Genomic DNA, 21,004 nt, shown 5'->3' on the forward strand with positions numbered 1-21,004 from the left:
TTTCGCGCGGTTTTATTTCGCTTCTTTTGATCAAGCATAAGAGGCAATAACGGCAGCCGCCTGCCGTTAAAAAAAACGGTGCCCGAGGGCACCGATACGATTAACGCACCATGCAGGGGCGCTTGTTATCAAATTTCCACTCAGGAATAAGATACTGCATACCCATGGCGTCATCGCGTGCGCCAAGTCCATGTTTTTGATAAAGCTCGTTGGCTTTCATCACCTGGTCCATATCCAGCTCGACGCCCAGGCCCGGTGCTGACGGCACCTGCACCATGCCGCCCTTGATTTCGAACGGCGCTTTGGTCAGGCGCTGGTTGCCTTCCTGCCAGATCCAGTGGGTATCGATGGCGGTAATGTTGCCCGGCGCGGCGGCGGCCACATGGGTAAACATCGCCAGCGAGATATCAAAGTGGTTATTGGAGTGCGAGCCCCAGGTCAGCCCGAAGTCATGGCACATCTGCGCCACGCGGACCGACCCTTGCATGGTCCAGAAGTGCGGGTCCGCCAGCGGGATATCCACGGATTGCAGCGACAGGGTGTGCCCCATCTGACGCCAGTCGGTAGCGATCATGTTAGTCGCGGTCGGCAAGCCGGTGGCGCGGCGGAATTCCGCCATCACTTCGCGTCCGGAATAGCCCTGCTCAGCGCCGCACGGATCTTCCGCGTAGGCCAGTGAGCCTTTCAGGTATTTACCGATTTTGATCGCTTCGTTCAGCGACCATGCGCCGTTCGGGTCCAGCGTCACGCGCGCCTGCGGGAAGCGCTTCGCCAGCGCCACGATAGATTCAGCCTCTTCTTCACCCGCCAGCACGCCGCCTTTGAGTTTGAAATCGTTAAAGCCGTATTTCTCGTAAGCCGCTTCCGCCAGGCGCACGACGGCCTGCGGGGTCATGGCTTCGTCGTGGCGCAGGCGATACCAGTCGCACGCGTCGTCCGGCTGGCTCTGGTAAGGCAGCGGAGTACGTTTACGGTCGCCGACGAAGAACAGATAGCCGAGCATTTCCACTTCACTGCGCTGCTGACCATCGCCCAGCAGCGACGCCACGTTAACCCCCAGGTGTTGGCCTAACAGATCCAGCAACGCGGCTTCGATACCGGTGACCACGTGAATGGTGGTGCGCAAGTCGAAGGTTTGCAGGCCGCGGCCGCCCGCATCGCGGTCGGCAAAGGTGTTGCGCACGGTATTGAGGACGTTTTTATATTCACCGAGCGTTTTGCCCACCACCAGGGCGGCGGCATCTTCCAGGGTCTGGCGAATTTTCTCGCCGCCAGGGATTTCGCCCACGCCGGTATGGCCGGAGTTGTCTTTGATAATCACGATATTACGCGTGAAGAACGGAGCATGAGCGCCGCTCAGGTTCATCAGCATGCTGTCGTAACCCGCAACCGGGATAACCTGCATTTCGGTGACTACGGGCGTGGATTGATAAGTCGTCATCATGTAAATCCTTTCTCTAAGCCTTCAGGAACGTCCGAATATCGGACGTTTGCGGTCAAATTTCCAACCAGGAATCAGATACTGCATCGGGCCGGCATCATTACGCGCGCCGCCGGGCAGTTTCTTATACGCTTCGTGGGCTTTGTGGATTTGATCCCAGTCGATCTCCACGCCCAGGCCCGGCGCATCCGGTACGGCGATTTTGCCGTCTTTAATTTGCAGCGGATCGCGGGTCAGCCGTGATTCGCCTTCCTGCCAGATCCAGTGAGTATCAATGGCGGTCGGGTTGCCCGGCGCCGCCGCGCCGACGTGGGTAAACATCGCCAGCGAAATATCAAAATGGTTATTGGAGTGGCAACCCCAGGTCAGGCCCCAGTCGTCACACATCTGCGCCACGCGCACCGCGCCGCTTAAGGTCCAGAAATGCGGGTCCGCCAGCGGGATATCCACCGCATTGAGCATGATCGCGTGGCCCATTTCACGCCAGTTGGTGGCGATCATATTGGTGGCAACCGGCAGCCCGGTTGCGCGACGGAATTCCGCCATCACTTCCCGTCCGGAATAGCCCTGCTCCGCGCCGCACGGATCTTCGGCGTAGGTGAGTACATCATTCAGCCCTTTGCACAACTCGATGGCTTCATCCAGCAGCCAGGCCCCGTTCGGATCCACGGTAATGCGTGCATCCGGGAAGCGTTTTTTCAGGGCACGGGCGGCGTCAATCTCTTGCTCGCCCGGCAATACGCCGCCTTTAAGTTTGAAATCTTTAAACCCGTAGCGATCCTGGGCCGCTTCCGCCAGGCGCACCACCGCGTCGCTGTCCATCGCTTCCTGATGGCGCAGGTGATACCACGGGTGCTTGCCCTGCTCGCCCGCCTGATAAGGCAGGTCGGTTTTGGTGCGATCGCCGATATAGAACAGATAGCCCAGTACGGTGACCGCATCGCGCTGCTTGCCTGGGCCGAGCAGTTCGCACACCGGTACGTTCAGCGCTTTGCCCAGCAGATCGAGCAGTGCCGCTTCCAGCGCCGCCACGGCATTCACTTTCAGTTCAAACGTCCAGGCGCCTTTACCAAAGGTATCGAAATCCGCCGCCTGATTGCCCTTGTGCACCTGTTGCACCACGCGATTCAGGCGCGCCACCTGCTGGCCGACCACGCCGGGAATGGCGTCCACCAGAGTCTGGTAAATCACTTCGCCGCCAGGGGCTTCGCCAACGCCGGTGTTACCGGCGTTGTCTGTCAGCACCACGATATTACGGGTGAACCAGGCATTATGCGCGCCGCCGATGTTCATCAGCATGCTGTCCTGGCCGGCGACCGGGATCACCTTCATCGCGGTAATGACGGGACTCGATTGTGTGGTCATGCGCGGCTCCCGGTAACAGGTTTAAGTTCGATACGTTTGATATCACCCACGATCACCAGATAGCTCAGCACCGCGATAAAAGCGTGGACACCCACATAAATCAGCGCGCCATTGAACGAACCGGAAACCCCAACGATATAACCGATAGCAATCGGCGTCACGATACCGGAGATGTTGCCGAACATGTTGAACAGACCGCCGCTCAGGCCGCTGATCTCTTTCGGCGCGGTATCCGCCATCACCGCCCAACCCAGCGCGCCGATGCCTTTACCGAAGAACGCCATGGCCATAAAGCCGATAATCATCCACTCCGCATCCACATAGTTACAGAACACCATGGTCATGGAGAGCAGCATACCCAGCACGATCGGCGTCTTACGGGCGATATTCAGCGAACCGGTACGCCGCATCAGCCAGTCGGAAATAATGCCGCCTAACACGCCGCCCACGAAGCCGCAGATGGCCGGAATAGACGCCACGAAACCCGCTTTAAGAATCGACATGCCGCGCGCCTGCACCAGATACACCGGGAACCAGGTAATAAAGAAGTACGTCAGGGCGTTAATGCAGTACTGGCCGATGTACACGCCAATCATCATCCGAGACTGCAACAGTTGCTTGATCTGCCCCCATTTCTGGCTGAACGGCACGGTTTGCTTGCTGCTCTTCTGATCCATATTGATCAGCGCGCCGCCCGCTTCGATATAATCCAGCTCCGCCTGGTTTACGCCAGGATGCTGGTTCGGTTCGTGGATCATTTTCAGCCACAGGAAGCTGACCAGAATACCCAGACCGCCCATAAAGAAGAACACATGCGACCAGCCCACCGCGTGCGTCAGCCAGCCCATGATCGGGGCGAAAATAACGGTCGCGAAGTACTGTGCAGAGTTAAAAATAGCGACGGCGGTACCCCTTTCCTGCGCCGGGAACCAGGCCGCGACGATCCGGCTGTTGCCGGGGAAAGAAGGCGCTTCAGCCAGCCCCACCAGGAAGCGCAGGGTAAAAAGCGCAACGATGATGCCGAAACCACTGAAGATATCGACAAAGCCCTGCAACAGGGTAAACATCGACCAGATAAAGATGGACCAAAAGTAGACGCGTTTTGAACCAAAACGGTCAAGCAGCCAACCGCCCGGGATCTGACCGATTACGTATGCCCACGAAAACGCAGAGAACACATAACCCATCCCGACCGGATCCAGCCCGATATCTTTGGCCATTTCTGACCCGGCGATAGAGAGCGTGGCGCGGTCGCCATAGTTAAACGAGGTGACGATAAACAGCATCACCACTATCCAATAACGAGCATTGGTGCGCTTTTGCACGGCGCTCGCCGTCTGGCTAATCGTATTCATTGTTGCACTCCTGAATCATAGCGTGTTGCTACATTCATTCTGAACAGCACAACCTGGAGGGTAATCAGAATGAGTTTTTAGTTGTAAGTCGCAGTATTGTTAGCCCAGAGGCGTGACCGCCCTGATTTCTGCGTTTTAAGAACTGGCGAAAAAAGTATATGAAGGGGAGGAAAAGAGCTCACCGTGCAGCGCCACAACATTGCGTGGCATTACCTTAAGGGTTTATGGCATCCGCACAACGCAGTGGGCGATGCTTCACGGAAATGAAACCGCTGGTCCATGAAACGTTGTTTCAAATGAAATGAAGATAAAGAGTGTGAGGTTTGTCGCTTGACGCAGAATGTGAGCCCCCGGCCAGGGGCCCGGCATTAATTGAGTTGCGCGCCCCAGGCTTCAACCCAGGGATTGGAAACGGATTCCGGTTCCGGATCTTCGCTGGCGTCGATCAGCAACACCTCGCCCACCCGTTTGGCGCTTTGTTCAGCGAGCAGCGCATCGAACTGCTTTCCGGCGCCGCAGAAATTCTTGTAGGTGCTATCGCCCAGAGCAATCACGCCATAACGCAGCCCCGGCTGATAGCCCAGTTGGTCCTTAATGCCCTGAAACAGCGGCGCAATGCTGTCCGGCAGATCACCCTGCCCGGTTGTCGAGGTCACCACCAGCACATAATCGTTCTCATACTGCCGCCAGTCGTTGAGTTCTGGATCCTCATACACGGTGGCGCTATGCCCCTGGCCGCGTAAGATGGCCTCCGCCTCTTCCGCCACCAGTAGCGCGTTGCCATACATGGTGCCGACAAAAATCCCTATCTTTGCCATTGCTGTGACTCCTTACGGTTAATCCTGATGAGAGTCATCCTGACCGTTGAGTGAAGGAAACTCAACCCTTTCAATATCGGGGAGAATTCCACACCAGCCGAAATGTGACAGTGCCGACATCCAGACATTGTCCAGCGGAGCCGTCATCGTCAGCGGTTCGCCGGTGACAGGGTGATTCAGCGACAGCGAACTGGCATGCAACATCAGGCGATCGCAGCCAAAATGTTCTGCCGCCGCGCGGTTTTGCCGTAAATCACCGTGTTTGCTGTCGCCAATAATCGGGTGGCGCAGATGCGCTAAGTGGCGGCGAAGCTGGTGCTTGCGCCCGGTTTGCGGCAGTAACGACACCAGGCTGTAGCGCGCGGTCGAATAGCGGCCGACCGCGACCGGCATTTCAGCGGTGGCGATGCCGCGATAGTGGGTCACTGCCGGCTGCGGGCCTTTATCGGTGCGGGAAAACTTATCGCCAATTTTATCCAGCTCTTCGGTCAAGGGATAATCCAGCACCGCCTCATCCTGCAACCAGCCGCGGGTAATGGCGTGGTAGTGTTTTTGGATTTGATGATGTTCAAACTGCTGGGCCAGTAGCCGCCCCACTTCACTGGAAAGGCCCATCAGCAACACGCCGGAGGTCGGCCTGTCCAGCCGATGGGCGGTAAACACGTGCTGACCAATCTGATCGCGCACGGTTTGCATCACCACGACTTTTTCATCACGATCGAGCCAACTGCGGTGCACCAGCCAGCCGGACGGTTTATTGACCGCCACCAGCCATTCATCCTGATACAGGATTTCCAGACTCACGAGTTTTCCTCAGTGAACCAGGCGTCCATTTCCTGAAGAAGTTCCAGCACATCTTCCCGCGCCGGATGGCCGGGATGCAGCGCCACTTCATAATAAGGCGCGATAGCAAACGCCTGCGGCAGCGGGGTGTCGCTGTCGAGCAGCGCATTCATCCGCGGAATAAAAATCCATTGCAGCCATTCATAAGGCGCGAGAGTATCCAGACAAAATGGTTTATCGCTGTTAAACGCAGCGGCATCAGGGGGCGTGCCCTGCCACTGTTGATGATGACGCAGCGTGGTTTCGATACGTAAAAGCTGCTGACGCACAGCTTCAGCTCTGTTCATGATGACCTCGATTCCGGCAAACAGGCGCGAAGCATAGCATTTCATGGCGGGAATAAAAAAAGGGAGCACTGTAAAAACAGTGCTCCCGGTTCGTTTCGCAGCAGTCCGGCTACTTTTGTTGCTCCCTGCTCATCCGTGACAACTTTTCCTGCGAGCTCAAGAGCTCAATGTCCTTATTCATGCATCCTGCACGACATCATCCTGATGGCTTAGTTGCACCTTCCTGGCGCTGAATCCCTGATCATCCTGATCCACCGAACATCCCGACCGGCTCTCGTTCTCCCTCCTGGAGGTGTCCTTTAACGCAGCCTTGCGTTATCCTTGCTTCTTCCTGAAGCCTTCCCTGAATCACCGTCCCGGTGTGTTCCCTGTCTGAAGTAACATCCTCCTGATGTACACTTCATGTCGCGACTTCCTGTCGACACATATAGAATCCGCTATTACGGCTCGCCTTACAAGCGAACAGGGATCACAAATTGCGGTTAAGTTTCATTCGAAAGCAACAATTTCAATCGTAACCACCTGATAAAAAACAGGTTAAATCCAACACCCAGGTAAACACTCTAAAGTGTTAGTGCCGATATCTCACAAACTTGTAAGAGATATCTCACACGCGGATTAGCAAAACAGGCTTACACTCGCGGTTCAAGGCGCGTCAGGAAGTCGCTCAGCGTCGGCGCAAGCACGGTGCGCTGGCGGGTTCCCAGCTTTTCCAGCACCACTTCGCCGCTCAAGTTGCACACTGAAATCACCTCCAGTTCATCCTCCCGGGTCGCAATAAACAGCGTAGGAGAAAGTTTTAAGCGCTTTTGCGTGACCAGATGCCCGATCAGGTTTTCCTGTACCCGGCGAAAGTCGTCTTCACTCCAGGTTTGCAGCAGCGTCAGCGTTTCGCCGGCAAACTGCGCGGGCATATCGCCAGCAAACTGGGTGGTATAAAAAGAGTGGGTATCCGCGCGCAGTACGATATCCATCGCCCGCTCCACAGCGCTGAGATCGGCGGCAGGTTCAAACGGCTGCGGCTGCCAAATCACTTTATCCTGCAACGCCGAAATGATGCACGGCGAGGGCACTCCATAGAGCTCTTCGCTTTGCGGCCAGGTGGCGTACGCCTCATGCCACGCGTCGCAAAATCGGCTGGTAAAGGCTTTCAGGGCTTGCTGCACGTCACTTTCCACCACGTTTCTCTCTCTTTGCCAGGTACGGTACACTAGGCCGAATATTGTACCTGCTTTATTTTGGTGACACATGACTTCTTATGAAAACCACGCGGCGTTAAGTGGACTGACGCTCGGCAAGTCCACGGATTACCGGGATATTTACGATGCCAGCCTGTTGCAGCCGGTGCCGCGCAGTTTAAACCGCGACCCGCTGGGAATTAGCGCTGAGGATTTACCGTTTCACGGCGCGGATATCTGGACGCTGTACGAGCTCTCCTGGCTGAACAGCAACGGCTTACCGCAGGTGGCGGTCGGGCACGTCAGCATTGATTCCACCAGCGTCAATCTGGTGGAGTCCAAGAGCTTCAAACTTTACCTCAACAGCTTTAACCAGAGCCGTTTCGCCAGCTGGGATGAGGTGCAAAACACCCTTGCCCGGGATTTAAGCCACTGCGCGCAGGGCCACGTCGAGGTACAGCTTTACCGGCTCCAGGAGATTGAAGGACACGCCATCGCCGCGTTCGACGGCGTGTGTATCGACGATCAACCTATCACCATTGATCACTATGAGTTTGATGCCGCGTATCTGGACGGCGCGGCGGGAGAGCAGCAGGTTGAAGAAACCCTGGTCAGCCATATCCTGAAATCCAACTGTCTGATTACCCATCAGCCAGACTGGGGCTCGGTGCAAATCCGCTATCGCGGCCCGCAAATCGACCGGGAAAAACTGCTGCGTTATCTGGTCTCATTCCGCCACCATAACGAATTCCATGAGCAGTGCGTAGAGCGAATTTTTAGCGACATCATGCGATTCTGCCGCCCGCAAACCCTGAGCGTCTATGCGCGCTATACCCGGCGCGGCGGGCTGGACATTAACCCCTGGCGCAGCAATAGCGATTTCACCCCTGCCACCGGGCGGCTGGTGCGCCAATAACTGGAATATGTCTCGCATTTGACACACCATTTTACGTTAGCGGGTTGTTAAACCTGAGCGGGCGGGGCTATTGTAATCACAGGGATCGGCGCGTTGTGCCCGTAAGGAGTTCACTTGATTACACATATTAGCCCGCTTGGCTCAATGGATATGTTGTCGCAGCTGGAAGTTGACATGCTTAAACGCACGGCCAGCAGCGACCTTTATCAACTCTTCCGCAATTGTTCACTGGCTGTACTGAATTCCGGTAGTCAGACCGACAACAGTAAAGAACTGCTTTCTCGCTTCGAGAATTTCGATATTAACGTGCTGCGGCGCGAGCGCGGCGTAAAGCTCGAACTGATTAACCCGCCGGATGAGGCCTTTGTCGATGGCCGCATTATTCGCTCGTTACAGGCCAACCTGTTCGCGGTACTGCGCGATATTTTGTTCGTTAACGGGCAAATTACCAACGCCGGTCGGTTACAGCATCTCGACCTGGAAGATTCCACTCATATCACTAACCTGGTGTTTTCGATCCTGCGCAACGCCCGCGCGCTGCACGTTGGGGAAGCGCCGAATATGGTGGTGTGCTGGGGCGGCCACTCAATCAACGAAACCGAATATCTGTATGCCCGCCGCGTCGGCACCCAGTTGGGCCTGCGCGAACTCAATATCTGTACCGGCTGCGGGCCGGGCGCGATGGAAGCGCCAATGAAGGGCGCGGCGGTGGGCCACGCTCAACAGCGCTATAAAGATGGCCGCTTTATCGGTATGACCGAGCCGTCGATTATCGCGGCGGAACCGCCGAATCCGTTGGTCAACGAGTTGATCATCATGCCGGATATTGAAAAGCGCCTCGAAGCGTTCGTGCGTATCGCCCATGGGATCATTATTTTCCCGGGCGGCGTGGGGACGGCGGAAGAGCTGCTTTATTTACTGGGCATTCTGATGAATCCGCACAACCAGGACCAGGTGCTGCCGCTAATCCTTACCGGGCCGAAGCAGAGCGCGGATTACTTCCGGGTACTGGATGAGTTTATTGTCAGTACCCTGGGCGAGCAGGCGCGTCGTTACTACCGCATTATTATCGATGATGCTCCGGAAGTGGCGCGCCAGATGAAAAAAGCGATGCCGCAGGTAAAAGAGAACCGTCGTGAAACCGGCGACGCCTACAGTTTTAACTGGTCGATTCGCATTTCGCCGGATCTGCAGGTGCCGTTCGAGCCAACCCACACCAATATGGCGAACCTGAAACTTTATCCTGATCAGCCGACGGAAGTGCTGGCGGCGGATCTGCGTCGCGCCTTCTCCGGCATCGTCGCGGGTAACGTGAAGGAAAACGGCATCCGGGCTATTGAACAATACGGCCCGTATAAAATTCACGGCGATGCGCACATGATGAAGCAGATGGATCATCTGCTTCAGGGTTTTGTCGCACAGCACCGCATGAAACTGCCGGGCAGCGCGTACATCCCCTGCTATGAGATCTGTACCTAGCATAATCTAAACAGTGAGGGCGGCGCTGAGCCGCCCTTTTTTTCGTCCTGACGTCAAAAAGAAAACGATTGCTTTCACGTTCCCGACGGAAAACATCATTCTAAGTAATCAATTTCCCTTAATAAATCTCGTTTAACCTCAATTTAACAGAGCAAAATCTGATATCTGTCGCTGACAGTATCCTGCCCTGCCCTGCGAATGATAGGCTTCGCGTCCAATAATCTGGCAAAGGAGTAATAAAGCAGCGCAAAGGCCCAAAAAATACCCTTATAAAAAGTAGATTATGGCAATTGAGATCCCGATCACTGATAGATTGACGCCATAAATGTATCTTTCCGCCCGAAAATAGTTACGGGAAAAAATTATAAAAATCCCCTCTTTACCAGTATTTCGTTTTACAGTCAGGCACTTTTGCATTGGATGTCTCTAAAAGCCTGATTTTTATGCTTCCTCCAGGAGAAACAGATGGAAACCACTCAAACCAGCACCATTGCGTCAACCGCGACGCGTAGTTCATGGCGCAAAACCGACACCATGTGGATGCTTGGCCTGTACGGCACGGCAATCGGCGCAGGTGTTCTTTTCTTACCTATCAACGCCGGTGTCGGCGGCATGATCCCGCTGATCATCATGGCGATCATTGCTTTCCCGATGACCTTCTTTGCACACCGTGGGCTGACCCGCTTTGTGCTGTCAGGCAAAAACCCGGGCGAAGACATCACTGAAGTGGTTGAAGAACACTTCGGCGTCGGCGCAGGCAAACTGATCACCCTGCTCTACTTCTTTGCTATTTACCCCATCCTGCTGGTGTATAGCGTGGCGATCACCAACACGGTGGACAGCTTTATTACCCACCAGTTGGGCATGACTGCGCCGCCGCGTGCCATCCTGTCGCTGATCCTGATTGTCGGCATGATGACTATCGTGCGTTTCGGCGAGCACATGATCGTAAAAGCGATGAGCGTGCTGGTGTTCCCGTTTGTGGCGGCCCTGATGCTGCTGGCGCTGTACCTGATCCCGCAGTGGAACGGCGCGGCGCTGGACACCCTGTCCCTGAGCTCTGCCTCTACCGGCAACGGCCTGTGGATGACGCTGTGGCTGGCCATCCCGGTAATGGTGTTCTCCTTTAACCACTCACCGATCATCTCCTCCTTCGCCGTGGCGAAGCGTGAAGAGTACGGTGTGGAAGCAGAGAAGAAATGTTCACGTATTCTGGCGTTCGCACACATCATGATGGTGCTGACGGTCATGTTCTTCGTGTTCAGCTGCGTACTGAGCCTCTCCCCGGCTGACCTGGCGGAAGCGAAAGCGCAGAACATCTCGATTCTGTCTTATCTGGCTAACCACTTTAACGCGCCGATCATCGCCTGGATGGCGCCGATCATCGCGATTATCGCTATCACCAAATCCTTCCTGGGCCACTACCTGGGCGCGCGTGAAGGCTTCAACGGTATGGTGATTAAATCTCTGCGTGGCAAAGGTAAATCTATCGAAATCAACAAACTGAACCGCATCACTGCGCTGTTCATGCTGGTTACCACCTGGATTGTGGCGACCCTGAACCCGAGCATCCTGGGCATGATTGAAACCCTGGGCGGCCCGGTTATCGCAATGATCCTGTTCCTGATGCCGATGTATGCCATCCACAAAGTGCCGGCTATGCGCAAGTACAGCGGCCATATCAGCAACGTATTCGTAGTTGTGATGGGCCTGATTGCCATCTCCGCTATCTTCTACTCGCTGTTCGGCTAATAGCCTCGTCCGCGCCGCTCGCTGAGCGGCGCATGCCCTTACCTCTCACTACGCAATGGATGCATCATGATTAGTGTTTTTGATATTTTCAAAATCGGTATCGGTCCTTCGAGTTCCCATACTGTCGGGCCGATGAAAGCGGGCAAGCAGTTTACGGATGATTTAATCGCACAAGGATTGTTGCGTGATGTTACCCGTGTCGTTGTTGATGTTTACGGTTCTCTTTCCCTGACGGGCAAGGGCCACCACACTGATATTGCTATCATTATGGGTCTGGCGGGCAACCTGCCGCACTCGGTTGATATCGATAGCATTCCTGGCTTTATTCAGGACGTTAACACCCATGGACGCCTGCAACTGGCGAACGGCGAACACGAAGTGGAATTCCCGGTCGATCAGTGCATGAATTTCCACGCTGATAACCTTTCCCTGCACGAAAACGGGATGCGCATTACCGCGCTTGCCGGTGACAAGGTGGTTTACAGCCAGACTTATTACTCCATCGGCGGTGGCTTTATCGTCGATGAAGACCACTTCGGCGTGACCAACGCGTCACCGGTCGAAGTGCCTTATCCGTATAAAAACGCAGCGGATTTACAGCGCCATTGCCGCGAAACCGGCCTGTCGCTCTCCGGCCTGATGATGAAAAACGAACTCGCTTTGCGCAGCAAAGAAGAGCTCGAAACCCATCTGGCGCAAGTATGGGAAGTGATGCGCGGCGGCATTGAACGCGGCATCACCACCGAAGGCGTTCTGCCGGGCAAACTGCGCGTACCGCGCCGTGCCGCGGCGCTGCGCCGTATGCTGGTGAGCAGCGACAAAACCACCATGGACCCGATGGCGGTGGTTGACTGGATCAACATGTTCGCGCTGGCGGTTAACGAAGAAAACGCCGCGGGTGGTCGCGTTGTCACCGCGCCGACCAATGGCGCATGCGGCATCGTTCCGGCTGTGCTGGCGTACTACGACAAGTTTATCCGCGAAGTGAACGCCAACTCGCTGGCGCGTTACCTGCTGGTTGCCAGCGCTATCGGCTCGCTCTACAAGATGAACGCCTCTATTTCCGGTGCGGAAGTGGGTTGCCAGGGTGAAGTGGGCGTCGCCTGCTCTATGGCGGCGGCGGGTCTGGCGGAGCTGCTGGGCGCAAGCCCGATGCAGGTGTGCATCGCGGCGGAAATCGGCATGGAACACAACCTTGGCCTGACCTGCGACCCGGTTGCCGGACAGGTGCAGGTGCCATGCATCGAGCGTAACGCTATTGCTGCTGTGAAAGCGGTGAACGCTGCGCGTATGGCGCTGCGTCGCACCAGCGAGCCGCGCGTCTGCCTCGATAAAGTTATCGAAACCATGTACGAAACGGGTAAAGACATGAACGCCAAGTACCGTGAAACCTCGCGCGGTGGTCTGGCGATGAAAGTCGTTACCTGCGATTAACCCTTCCTTCTCCGCCTTCCCTGTGAAGGCGGAGCTGTTTTTGCGGCATATCTTCCTGATTCCCCCTGATTTGTGGTCCATGCTATCGAGAAATGATAGGGTAGCCCCACACTGACACGGAGGCGGAATACATGGCTGTACTATTAATCGTTGACGCGCTGAATCTTATTCGTCGCATTCATGCCGTACAGGGTTCGCCCTGTGCAGATACCTGCGTTCATGCGCTTCAGCAGTTAATTGTGCACAGTCATCCGACCCATGCCGTCGCCGTGTTTGACGACGAGGCCCGCGATAGCGGCTGGCGTCATCAGCTTTTCCCGGATTACAAAGCGGGACGCGCGCCAATGCCGGACGATCTGCACGCCGAAATGCCCGCCCTGCGCCGGGCGTTTACCGAACATGGCGTAGCGTGCTGGCATTCCCCGGGGAACGAGGCAGACGATCTCGCTGCCACCCTGGCGGTAAAAATCGCCACTGCCGGGCATCAGGCGATGATTGTTTCTACCGATAAAGGCTATTGCCAGCTGCTATCATCGGCGATCCAAATCCGCGATTACTTTCAGAAACGCTGGCTGGATGCGCCGTTTATCGAAAATGAGTATGGCGTCGCGCCGCAGACGCTCCCGGATTACTGGGGGCTGGCAGGCATCAGCAGCTCGAAAATCCCCGGCGTGGCGGGCATTGGGCCGAAAAGCGCCACCCAGCTTATTCGCGAGTTTGGTTCGCTGGAAAACATTTATGCCAGTCTGGAAAGCGTGCCGGAGAAATGGCGTAAAAAACTCGAAGCGCACCGCGAGAACGCTTTCCTGAGCCGGACGATTTCCACCCTGAAAACCGATCTCCAGCTGGACGGCAATTTGCAACAGCTGCGCCTGACGCGGCGTTGAGCCTGAGAAACAGCAAAGGGCTCGAAGGCCCTTTGCAAAAGTGAAAATCGCTTAGCGTTCGTCGCGCCGTCCGCCCACCGCCGCCCACATGCGGCGTACGTGAACGGTCACTTCTTCGCGATCGTGATAAAGCTGACGCGCCTGAATCTGGGCGCTGACGTTGTTAGCATCCAGCTGTTGCTGGATAAACGCGATATTCTGGGACACTTCCTCGTAGCGTTTTTTCATCGGCAGCTTGAGGTTGAAAATCGCCTCGCGGCACCAGCCGTTCACCAGCCACTGCGCCATCAGCGCCGCCACTTTAGCAGGCTTTTCCACCATATCGCACACCAGCCAGGAGATGTTATTGCGGTTGGGACGATAGCGGAAACCATCTTCGCGCAGCCAGGTCACCTGCCCGGTATCCATCAGGCTTTGCGCCATTGGGCCATTATCCACCGACGCGACCCACATATTGCGTTTCACCAGTTGGTAGGTCCAGCCGCCGGGGCACGCGCCCAGGTCAACGGCGTGCATACCGTTGGCCAGACGTTCGTCCCACTCATCCGCCGGGATAAACACGTGGAACGCTTCTTCCAGTTTCAGCGTCGAGCGGCTGGGCGCGTCCGCCGGGAATTTCAGGCGCGGGATGCCCATATAGAACGGGGAGTTGTTATTGGTATATGAATAGCCGGTGTAGCAGCAGCCGGGGGCGATAAAGAAAACGTGCACCACCGGGCGTTTCGGGGTTTCGGACTTCGCCAGCACGCCGGCTTCGCGCAGTGCGGCGCGCAGCGGCACGGTGAATTTGCGGCAGAACTTCATCAGCTCTTTGCTTTCATTGGTGTCGGCCACTTCCACACGCAGGTCGCCGCCCTTTTCCACGACGCCCTGCAACATGCCAACGATCGGCGTAATTCGGTCTTCCGGCGGCAGGTTCTGCAACAACTCACCGCCAACGAACATCTGCCGGGCAAAAATCAGCGAACTGAACGGCAGTTCGCGCGCCAGTTTATCCGCCTCTTCCGGCTGATAGCATTCAAAAATTACATAGCCGGATTGCTCTTTAACGCGTGCAAACCCATAAACGTTCAGGAGAGCCGCTTTATCGGTAATCTCCGCCGCACACTCTTTCTCAAAACCCTGGCGGCAATACAAAATTACCTTATTCATGCCCACTGCCTTTTCGTTTCAGACGCACTGCGCCAATTAACATCAATACCCAACCGGCGAGAAAGCTGACGCCTCCTACCGGCGTAACAAACGCCCACAGGCGCAAATGCGACAGCGCCAGGCAGTACAGACTGCCGCTGAACAAGACGGTGCCCAGCGCCATAAACACGCTGCTCCAGTAAAACCAGATGCTGATGCGGCGCTGCATGGCCACCGCCAGACCCAAAATTGCCAGGGTATGAAACGCCTGGTATTGCAGGCCGGTATGGATCCATCCCATCTCCATCGGCCCAATGGTTTTGCTTAATACGTGCGCGCCAAATGCCCCAAGCGCCACAAAAATAAAGCCGCTAACGGCAGTAAAAATCAGCATGAATCGGCTGGTCATGTGTTAGCCCTAAAGTAATGCGTACTCGTTATACGCAAAAAAAGATTATTGCTCATAGCGAAAACGGAATTTTTCCTGCTCGCTGGCTGCTTTCGACAGTATCCATTGGCGAAAGGCCGCTATTTTACCCAGTTCTGCCTGACTGTCATGACATACCAGATAAAACGCGTTTTTACTGACCAGCACATCATTAAACGGGCAAGCCAGACGCCCGGCTTCGATTTCGGTTTGCGCCATCACGTTATTGGCTAACGCGATGCCCTGCCCGTGGATCGCCGCCTGCAATACCATGGCGCTGTGGCTGAATATCGGTCCCTGCTGCACGTTAATATGAGTAAGACCAAGCTGACGCGTATAAGTTTGCCAGTCGCGACGCGATGCATCATGCAACAGAGTGTGACGCCCCAGATCTTCCGGGACTTTCAACGGTTTATCACCCGTTAACAGCATCGGCGAACAAACCGGCAGCAGATATTCCGCATACAACTTTTCTACCCGTAGCCCCGGCCAGTTGCCGCGCCCGTAGAAAATCGCTACGTCGACGTCATCCGCCAGCTTATCTTCCTGGCGATCGACCGCCTGAATACGCACGTCGATACCGGGGTACGCCATATTAAAGCTGGAAAGACGGGGCACCAGCCAGTGGATGGCAAAGCTTGGTAGCAGGCTAACCGTTAATGCGCCCTTAGCGCTGCGCGCCTGAAGTTTACGGGTCGCCTCGGTAAGCTGCGAGAAAATTTCTTTGATGTCCAGAAAATAACTTTGGCCCTCTTCCGTGAGCAACAGCGAGCGATTGCGTCGGCGAAATAGTTTTAATCCGAGAAAATCTTCCAGGGACTTAATTTGATGGCTCACTGCCGCCTGGGTGACGAACAGTTCTTCCGCCGCCTTGGTGAAGCTTAAATGGCGGGCAGCGGCATCAAATACGCGTAATGCGTTAAGGGGTGGTAATCGCTTTGACATGGTCACCGGACTTGTATGTTAATGCTCAGTAACAAACAGGAAACAAGAGTTAACCTATTAGTTTTTTTTATCTGAGCCATTATAAATTGTCCGTTGAGGTTGCACCAGCAAATACCTATCATTGCGGCACTTCCTGAGCCGGAACGAAAAGTCATTGGGATGGTCGTTGCGAACGATAGTTCTGAGGACTTTTGGCTTACGGTTGTGATGTTGTGTTGTTGTGTTTGCAATTGGTCTGCGATTCAGACCTCGGTAGCGAGACTACCCCTTTTCACTTCCTGTACATTTACCCTGTCTGTCCATAGTGATTAATGTAGCACCGCAACTTGCGGTGCTTTTTTTTAGCTGCTGTTTGCTGATGCTTAGCGTTCCAGTTCAACCATTTCTTTGATGTCACTGTGGTTAATCTGCTGCTTATTGCCGTTGGCGTCGGTGTACTTGATCATCCCGGTTTCTTTATCAGTCTGCGGTTTGCCTTCGGATACGATGGAGCGGCCATCGTTGGTGTGCATGACATAGTTCGGACCGGAACAGGCGCTCAGGGCAACAGCCATTACACAAGCGGATACTACTGCGGCTGTCTTATTCATATTCTTCTCCTCGTAGAGTTTCATGCTCTGTAAAGCTCATCTACTAACAGGCAAAAATATTTGCCAAACAATAATTAGCATAACGTTCTTTCGCCGGGTTGCCTGGATAAACAGACTAATCCGAGGATTATCAATCGCCTTGTATCAACCGGTGAAATGCGCCACGATCTCAGCAAATGAGAGGATCGCCATGACAGTATTCAACCCCACCCTTTTTCGCAGCGCCTTTCCCGCACTGGCCGATGCAGGCGTGTATCTGGACAGCGCCGCCACCGCCTTAAAACCGCAGGCGGTGATCGACGCCGCCCAACAGTTTTACAGTTTAAGCGCCGGTAACGTTCATCGTAGCCAGTTCGCCAGTGCCCAACGCCTGACGGCGCAATACGAAGCGGCGCGCGATCGCGTCGCCCGGCTGATTAACGCCCCGCAGAGCCATGACATCGTCTGGACGCGCGGCACCACCGAAGCCATTAATATCGTCGCCCAGTGTTACGCGCGCCCGCGCCTCAGGCCAGACGATGAAATTATCGTCAGCGTTGCCGAGCACCACGCTAACCTGGTGCCCTGGCTGATGGTGGCGCAGCAGACTGGCGCGCGCATCGTCAGGCTGCCGCTTAACGCCAGCTATTTACCGGACGTGGAGAACCTCGCGGCGCTGATCACCCCGCGCACCCGCATTCTGGCGCTGGGGCAAATGTCGAACGTGACCGGCGGTTGCCCGGATCTGGCGAAGGCGATTGCTCTCGCCCATGCGGCGGGCGCGGTTGTGATGGTTGATGGCGCACAGGGTGTGGTGCATTGCCCGGCCAACGTCCAGGCGCTGGACATCGATTTCTATGCCTTCTCCGGTCACAAGCTTTACGGCCCAACGGGTATCGGCGTGCTGTATGGCAAAACCGCTTTGCTGAACGAGATGGAGCCCTGGCTCGGCGGCGGAAAAATGCTCACCGAAGTGTCGTTCGAGGGCTTTACACCTAAACCTGCCCCCTGGCGTTTTGAAGCCGGTACGCCAAACGTGGCGGGCGTGATGGGGCTGAGCGCGGCGCTGGAATGGCTGGCAACGGTGGATGTCGTTGAATCGGAAAACTACAGCCGCGGGCTGGCGACGCTGGCGGAAGATGCGCTGGCTAAACGCCCCGGTTTTCGCAGTTTCCGTTGCCAGGATTCCAGCCTGTTAGCCTTTGATTTCGCAGGCGTTCACCACAGCGATATGGTCACGTTGCTGGCGCAATCCGGCATTGCGCTGCGCGCCGGGCAACACTGCGCCCAACCGCTGCTGGCGGCGCTTGGCGTCAGCGGCACGCTGCGCGCCTCATTTGCGCCCTATAATACCCGGCAGGATGTAGACGCGCTGGTCGCAGCCGTTGACCAGGCGCTGGAACTTTTGGTGGATTAAATGACAAGTACATTCCTGGCCGGGCATCCGTTCGGCACCTCGATCACTGAAGAGACGCTGCGCCAGCAGTTCGCGCCGCTCAATCAATGGGAAGATAAGTATCGCCAGCTGATCCTGCTGGGCAAACAGCTGCCGCCGCTGCCTGCGGATTTGAAGCAGGACAATATCGAGATTGCCGGATGTGAAAACCGCGTCTGGCTGGGCCATACCCGCCAGGCCGACGGTACGCTGCATTTTTATGGCGATAGCGAAGGCCGGATAGTGCGCGGCCTGCTGGCGATCCTGCTGACGGCGATTGAAGGCAAAACGCCGGCGCAATTGACCGCTCAGGATCCGCTGGCGCTGTTTGATAGCCTAGGATTACGCGCCCAGATTAGCGCTTCCCGTAGCCAGGGGTTAGACGCTCTGGCGAATGCGGTAGCGCAGGCGGCGCGGGAAGCCTGACCGTTACGCGGCGCGCGCCGCTTTAGCGAGCATTTTCTTGAGCGCGTGGGACACGGCGACAAACCCAAAGGTCGCCGTCACCATGGTCGCCGCCCCAAAACCAGAAGCGCAGTCCATCCGCTTCGGCCCTTCCGCGGTGCTTTTCGCTGCGCAGACTGAACCGTCCGCCTGGGGGTAAACCAGCGCTTCCGTCGAGAACACGCAGTCAACGCCCAGTTTGCCTTTACTGTTTTTCACCACGCCAAAATCGCTTTTCAGGCGTTCGCGCAGTTTTGCCGCCAGCGGGTCCTGAATCGTTTTCGCCAGATCGGTGACCTGAATTTGCGTCGGATCGATTTGCCCGCCCGCGCCGCCGGTGGTGACCAGCGGGATTTTATTGCGGCGGCAGTAGGCGATCAGGGCGGCTTTGGGACGCACGCTGTCGATGGCGTCAATCACATAGCTAAAGCCCTGATTGAGCAGCGCGGCGACGTTATCCGCCGTCACGAAATCGTCCACTACGGTGACGCGGCATTCCGGGTTGATCTGCCGCAGGCGCTCCGCCATCACCTCTGCTTTCGCCAGGCCGACGTTATCGCGCAACGCGTGGATTTGCCGGTTGGTGTTGGTGACGCACACATCGTCCATATCAATCAGCGTGATCGCGCCGATCCCGGTACGCGCCAGCGCTTCCGCCGCCCACGACCCCACGCCGCCGATCCCCACCACGCAGATATGCGCGTCAGCAAACAGTTGCAGCGCCTGTTGACCATATAAACGCGCCGTGCCGCCAAAGCGGCTACGCCAGGCGTCCGTCATTACCACAGCCATGAAAACCTCAGAACCAGAAGGCGGGCCAGGGACCCGCCATAAGAAAGGATTAACCGTTAAAAACGTTGCCGGTGCCCGGTGCGGGTTTCAGCACCCAGACGCGGCCATAGTGATTATACCAGCCCGCGCGATGCCCGGCGTCAGCGCCGATGCCCTGGTAGATGTCGAAGTGCTGGCCTTTAATTGCCCCGCCGACGTCCAGCGCCACCATTACGCGCAGTTCATATTGTCCATTGAACTTGCCGTTGTTGTCCAGCAGCGGGACTTCCGCCAGTAGCGTGGTGCCAGCCGGAATAATTGACCGATCGGAGGCTACCGAGGCGCGACCAATCAAGGGTACGGCGCTCGCGCCCTTCACTGGTGAATAGCTTTGCGGCTTGAAGAACACGAACGACGGGTTGTTCTCTAACAGTTCGCGTACTTCCGCCTCGCTGTGCGTTTCGCCCCAATGGCGGATCGCCTGCATCGACATATCTTCTTTCTTCACTTCGCCACGGTCGATCAGGACTTTGCCGATGGCGTAGTAACCGTGACCGTTCTTGCCTGCATAGCTAAAGAACGTCAGCGGGCCGCCATCGCCGAAGTCAATATAGCCGCTGCCCTGCACGTCCATAATGAAGTTATCCATCAGGGAGTTGCTGTAAGCCAGTACATAGGATTCGCTCAGCGCACCCGCGTAAATTTCCGCACGTGACGGCAGACGTCCGCCGCGCTTAGGCGGCATACGGTAAATGGGGTACTGGAATTCGCCCTGACGGGTGTGGCGCGCCTGGATCACCGGGGTGTAGTAACCGGTAAACTGGACGTTGCCGTAATTATCCGCGCCTTCCATCTGCCAGGCGTCGAGGCCAAACTGGCGCATAGTGCGGGTATCGCCACCGGAACGCAGCCACTGTTGTACCGCTGAATAGACGTTGCTCTGGCTGTTATACAGACGCGGCGACGCGTTGCGAATTTCCGTCACCTGCTGGGCAAAATCCCCGGCGTTAATCGGCGCGCCCACGGCGTCAGGCTGGTTAACCAGGGAAAACGGCTGGTTTAATTTGCCGTCTTTATATTGCTGACCGCGATCGGTCGGTTTTGATGAACAGGATGCGAGCACTACGACCATCGCCCCTGTGAGTAAATATTTTGTCCAACGTCCTTTCATCTTGAAGTCTCAGTTTGCCGCGCCGTGCAGGCGAAGATAGCAAACCGTATCGGCTAATGAAATGCGCGCCCGGCGCAATCTCGCCATAACGTCTAAAAATTGCGCATCTGGCGAGATATTCCGCCCGTGAGTGGCAAAATCAGCGCTTTTGTTACAAAAAGGGTTGCATAGAAATGTCAGCAGAGTATAGTGCGCATCCACGGACGCGGGGTGGAGCAGCCTGGTAGCTCGTCGGGCTCATAACCCGAAGGTCGTCGGTTCAAATCCGGCCCCCGCAACCAATTAAAATTAGAGAAGTATTATTCTGCAAAGCAGTTCGAATCACAGGAAGGCCAACGCACATGTGATTTGAAATG

Annotated in this window: 20 protein-coding genes and 1 tRNA gene; 8 read left to right on the plus strand and 13 right to left on the minus strand. The window is 56.0% G+C overall.

What is annotated here, in order from left to right; translation table 11 throughout:
* Positions 1-100: 100 nt before the first annotated feature.
* The 7 genes from gudD to syd all read right to left on the minus strand — a co-directional run bounded on the left by gudD (position 101) and on the right by syd (position 7,275).
* Positions 101-1,441, minus strand: coding sequence for a glucarate dehydratase (gene gudD / locus FHW74_RS08790; protein ID WP_183170071.1), 1,341 nt, complete (start codon positions 1,439-1,441; stop codon positions 101-103).
* Between the two features lie 24 nt (positions 1,442-1,465).
* Positions 1,466-2,806, minus strand: coding sequence for an enolase C-terminal domain-like protein (locus FHW74_RS08795; RefSeq protein ID WP_183170072.1), 1,341 nt, complete (start codon positions 2,804-2,806; stop codon positions 1,466-1,468).
* Positions 2,803-4,161 (minus strand): MFS transporter, encoded by a 1,359-nt coding sequence (locus tag FHW74_RS08800; RefSeq protein WP_183170073.1) that lies wholly within the window; start codon positions 4,159-4,161, stop codon positions 2,803-2,805. The genes FHW74_RS08795 and FHW74_RS08800 overlap by 4 nt, the downstream gene beginning before the upstream one ends.
* A gap of 368 nt (positions 4,162-4,529) precedes the next feature.
* Positions 4,530-4,979 carry a flavodoxin gene (locus tag FHW74_RS08805; RefSeq protein WP_183170074.1) on the minus strand — a complete coding sequence of 150 codons (450 nt, stop codon included), beginning with the start codon at positions 4,977-4,979 and terminating at the stop codon, positions 4,530-4,532.
* Positions 4,980-4,997: 18 nt separating this feature from the next.
* On the minus strand, positions 4,998-5,783 hold the full coding sequence (gene truC / locus FHW74_RS08810; RefSeq protein WP_183170075.1) for a tRNA pseudouridine(65) synthase TruC: 786 nt from the start codon (positions 5,781-5,783) through the stop codon (positions 4,998-5,000).
* Entirely contained in the window at positions 5,780-6,109 is a 330-nt protein-coding gene (locus tag FHW74_RS08815; RefSeq protein ID WP_183170076.1) for a YqcC family protein, read from the minus strand. Before FHW74_RS08815 ends, truC begins: the two co-directional genes overlap by 4 nt.
* Positions 6,110-6,741: 632 nt before the next feature.
* Entirely contained in the window at positions 6,742-7,275 is a 534-nt protein-coding gene (gene syd / locus FHW74_RS08820) for a SecY-interacting protein (protein WP_370527987.1), read from the minus strand.
* Positions 7,276-7,357: 82 nt separating this feature from the next.
* Here syd and queF point away from each other — a divergent pair, with 82 nt between their 5' ends.
* From queF to xni, 5 genes are all read left to right on the plus strand, one after another.
* Positions 7,358-8,203 carry an NADPH-dependent 7-cyano-7-deazaguanine reductase QueF gene (gene queF, locus FHW74_RS08825; RefSeq protein WP_183170078.1) on the plus strand — a complete coding sequence of 282 codons (846 nt, stop codon included), beginning with the start codon at positions 7,358-7,360 and terminating at the stop codon, positions 8,201-8,203.
* 114 nt (positions 8,204-8,317) lie between these two features.
* Positions 8,318-9,682: a nucleotide 5'-monophosphate nucleosidase PpnN gene (ppnN, locus tag FHW74_RS08830; protein WP_183170079.1), complete on the plus strand. Its 1,365-nt coding sequence runs from the start codon at positions 8,318-8,320 to the stop codon at positions 9,680-9,682.
* A gap of 465 nt (positions 9,683-10,147) precedes the next feature.
* Positions 10,148-11,434, plus strand: coding sequence for an HAAAP family serine/threonine permease (locus FHW74_RS08835; RefSeq protein ID WP_183170080.1), 1,287 nt, complete (start codon positions 10,148-10,150; stop codon positions 11,432-11,434).
* A 66-nt stretch (positions 11,435-11,500) separates the two neighbouring features.
* Complete coding sequence (locus FHW74_RS08840) at positions 11,501-12,868, plus strand: L-serine ammonia-lyase (protein ID WP_183170081.1); 1,368 nt, start codon at positions 11,501-11,503, stop codon at positions 12,866-12,868.
* 131 nt (positions 12,869-12,999) lie between these two features.
* Positions 13,000-13,755: a flap endonuclease Xni gene (gene xni / locus FHW74_RS08845; protein WP_183170082.1), complete on the plus strand. Its 756-nt coding sequence runs from the start codon at positions 13,000-13,002 to the stop codon at positions 13,753-13,755.
* A gap of 51 nt (positions 13,756-13,806) precedes the next feature.
* Here the strand turns inward: xni and rlmM are convergent, their stop codons facing one another.
* From rlmM to FHW74_RS08865, 4 genes are all read right to left on the minus strand, one after another.
* The gene (rlmM, locus tag FHW74_RS08850; protein ID WP_183170083.1) at positions 13,807-14,907 is read right to left on the minus strand and encodes a 23S rRNA (cytidine(2498)-2'-O)-methyltransferase RlmM; all 1,101 of its coding nucleotides are present in this window, start codon (positions 14,905-14,907) and stop codon (positions 13,807-13,809) included.
* The gene (locus tag FHW74_RS08855) at positions 14,900-15,295 is read right to left on the minus strand and encodes a DUF423 domain-containing protein (protein ID WP_183170084.1); all 396 of its coding nucleotides are present in this window, start codon (positions 15,293-15,295) and stop codon (positions 14,900-14,902) included. The genes rlmM and FHW74_RS08855 overlap by 8 nt, the downstream gene beginning before the upstream one ends.
* 45 nt (positions 15,296-15,340) lie before the next feature.
* Positions 15,341-16,258, minus strand: a complete 918-nt coding sequence (gene gcvA, locus FHW74_RS08860; RefSeq protein WP_183170085.1) for a glycine cleavage system transcriptional regulator GcvA — start codon at positions 16,256-16,258, stop codon at positions 15,341-15,343.
* Positions 16,259-16,620: 362 nt separating this feature from the next.
* Positions 16,621-16,848, minus strand: coding sequence for a YgdI/YgdR family lipoprotein (locus FHW74_RS08865; RefSeq protein ID WP_183170086.1), 228 nt, complete (start codon positions 16,846-16,848; stop codon positions 16,621-16,623).
* Between the two features lie 190 nt (positions 16,849-17,038).
* Between FHW74_RS08865 and csdA the strand changes: the two genes are divergently transcribed.
* Together csdA and csdE are read left to right on the plus strand one after the other, a co-directional pair.
* Positions 17,039-18,244 (plus strand): cysteine desulfurase CsdA, encoded by a 1,206-nt coding sequence (gene csdA, locus FHW74_RS08870; protein ID WP_183170087.1) that lies wholly within the window; start codon positions 17,039-17,041, stop codon positions 18,242-18,244.
* Positions 18,245-18,688 (plus strand): cysteine desulfurase sulfur acceptor subunit CsdE, encoded by a 444-nt coding sequence (csdE, locus tag FHW74_RS08875; RefSeq protein ID WP_183170088.1) that lies wholly within the window; start codon positions 18,245-18,247, stop codon positions 18,686-18,688.
* 3 nt (positions 18,689-18,691) lie between these two features.
* Here csdE and tcdA read toward each other — a convergent pair whose 3' ends face one another.
* Positions 18,692-19,498, minus strand: a complete 807-nt coding sequence (gene tcdA / locus FHW74_RS08880) for a tRNA cyclic N6-threonylcarbamoyladenosine(37) synthase TcdA (RefSeq protein ID WP_125295573.1) — start codon at positions 19,496-19,498, stop codon at positions 18,692-18,694.
* A gap of 49 nt (positions 19,499-19,547) precedes the next feature.
* Positions 19,548-20,648 carry a murein transglycosylase A gene (mltA, locus tag FHW74_RS08885; protein ID WP_183170089.1) on the minus strand — a complete coding sequence of 367 codons (1,101 nt, stop codon included), beginning with the start codon at positions 20,646-20,648 and terminating at the stop codon, positions 19,548-19,550.
* 204 nt (positions 20,649-20,852) lie between these two features.
* Between mltA and FHW74_RS08890 the strand changes: the two genes are divergently transcribed.
* Positions 20,853-20,929 (plus strand) — tRNA-Met (locus FHW74_RS08890).
* Positions 20,930-21,004 lie beyond the last annotated feature (75 nt).

This window comes from Atlantibacter sp. RC6 (assembly GCF_014193285.1).
In the GTDB taxonomy this organism is placed as follows: Bacteria; Pseudomonadota; Gammaproteobacteria; order Enterobacterales; family Enterobacteriaceae; genus Atlantibacter.

What these genes read in the sequence shown, in the direction of transcription:
- gudD (WP_183170071.1), bottom strand. Translation starts at nt 1,441, where the DNA reads ATGACGACTTATCAATCCACGCCCGTAGTCACCGAAATGCAGGTTATC.
- FHW74_RS08795 (WP_183170072.1), bottom strand. Translation starts at nt 2,806, where the DNA reads ATGACCACACAATCGAGTCCCGTCATTACCGCGATGAAGGTGATCCCG.
- FHW74_RS08800 (WP_183170073.1), bottom strand. Translation starts at nt 4,161, where the DNA reads ATGAATACGATTAGCCAGACGGCGAGCGCCGTGCAAAAGCGCACCAAT.
- FHW74_RS08805 (WP_183170074.1), bottom strand. Translation starts at nt 4,979, where the DNA reads ATGGCAAAGATAGGGATTTTTGTCGGCACCATGTATGGCAACGCGCTA.
- FHW74_RS08815 (WP_183170076.1), bottom strand. Translation starts at nt 6,109, where the DNA reads ATGAACAGAGCTGAAGCTGTGCGTCAGCAGCTTTTACGTATCGAAACC.
- queF (WP_183170078.1), top strand. Translation starts at nt 7,358, where the DNA reads ATGACTTCTTATGAAAACCACGCGGCGTTAAGTGGACTGACGCTCGGC.
- FHW74_RS08835 (WP_183170080.1), top strand. Translation starts at nt 10,148, where the DNA reads ATGGAAACCACTCAAACCAGCACCATTGCGTCAACCGCGACGCGTAGT.
- FHW74_RS08840 (WP_183170081.1), top strand. Translation starts at nt 11,501, where the DNA reads ATGATTAGTGTTTTTGATATTTTCAAAATCGGTATCGGTCCTTCGAGT.
- xni (WP_183170082.1), top strand. Translation starts at nt 13,000, where the DNA reads ATGGCTGTACTATTAATCGTTGACGCGCTGAATCTTATTCGTCGCATT.
- rlmM (WP_183170083.1), bottom strand. Translation starts at nt 14,907, where the DNA reads ATGAATAAGGTAATTTTGTATTGCCGCCAGGGTTTTGAGAAAGAGTGT.
- FHW74_RS08855 (WP_183170084.1), bottom strand. Translation starts at nt 15,295, where the DNA reads ATGACCAGCCGATTCATGCTGATTTTTACTGCCGTTAGCGGCTTTATT.
- gcvA (WP_183170085.1), bottom strand. Translation starts at nt 16,258, where the DNA reads ATGTCAAAGCGATTACCACCCCTTAACGCATTACGCGTATTTGATGCC.
- FHW74_RS08865 (WP_183170086.1), bottom strand. Translation starts at nt 16,848, where the DNA reads ATGAATAAGACAGCCGCAGTAGTATCCGCTTGTGTAATGGCTGTTGCC.
- csdA (WP_183170087.1), top strand. Translation starts at nt 17,039, where the DNA reads ATGACAGTATTCAACCCCACCCTTTTTCGCAGCGCCTTTCCCGCACTG.
- csdE (WP_183170088.1), top strand. Translation starts at nt 18,245, where the DNA reads ATGACAAGTACATTCCTGGCCGGGCATCCGTTCGGCACCTCGATCACT.
- tcdA (WP_125295573.1), bottom strand. Translation starts at nt 19,498, where the DNA reads ATGGCTGTGGTAATGACGGACGCCTGGCGTAGCCGCTTTGGCGGCACG.
- mltA (WP_183170089.1), bottom strand. Translation starts at nt 20,648, where the DNA reads ATGAAAGGACGTTGGACAAAATATTTACTCACAGGGGCGATGGTCGTA.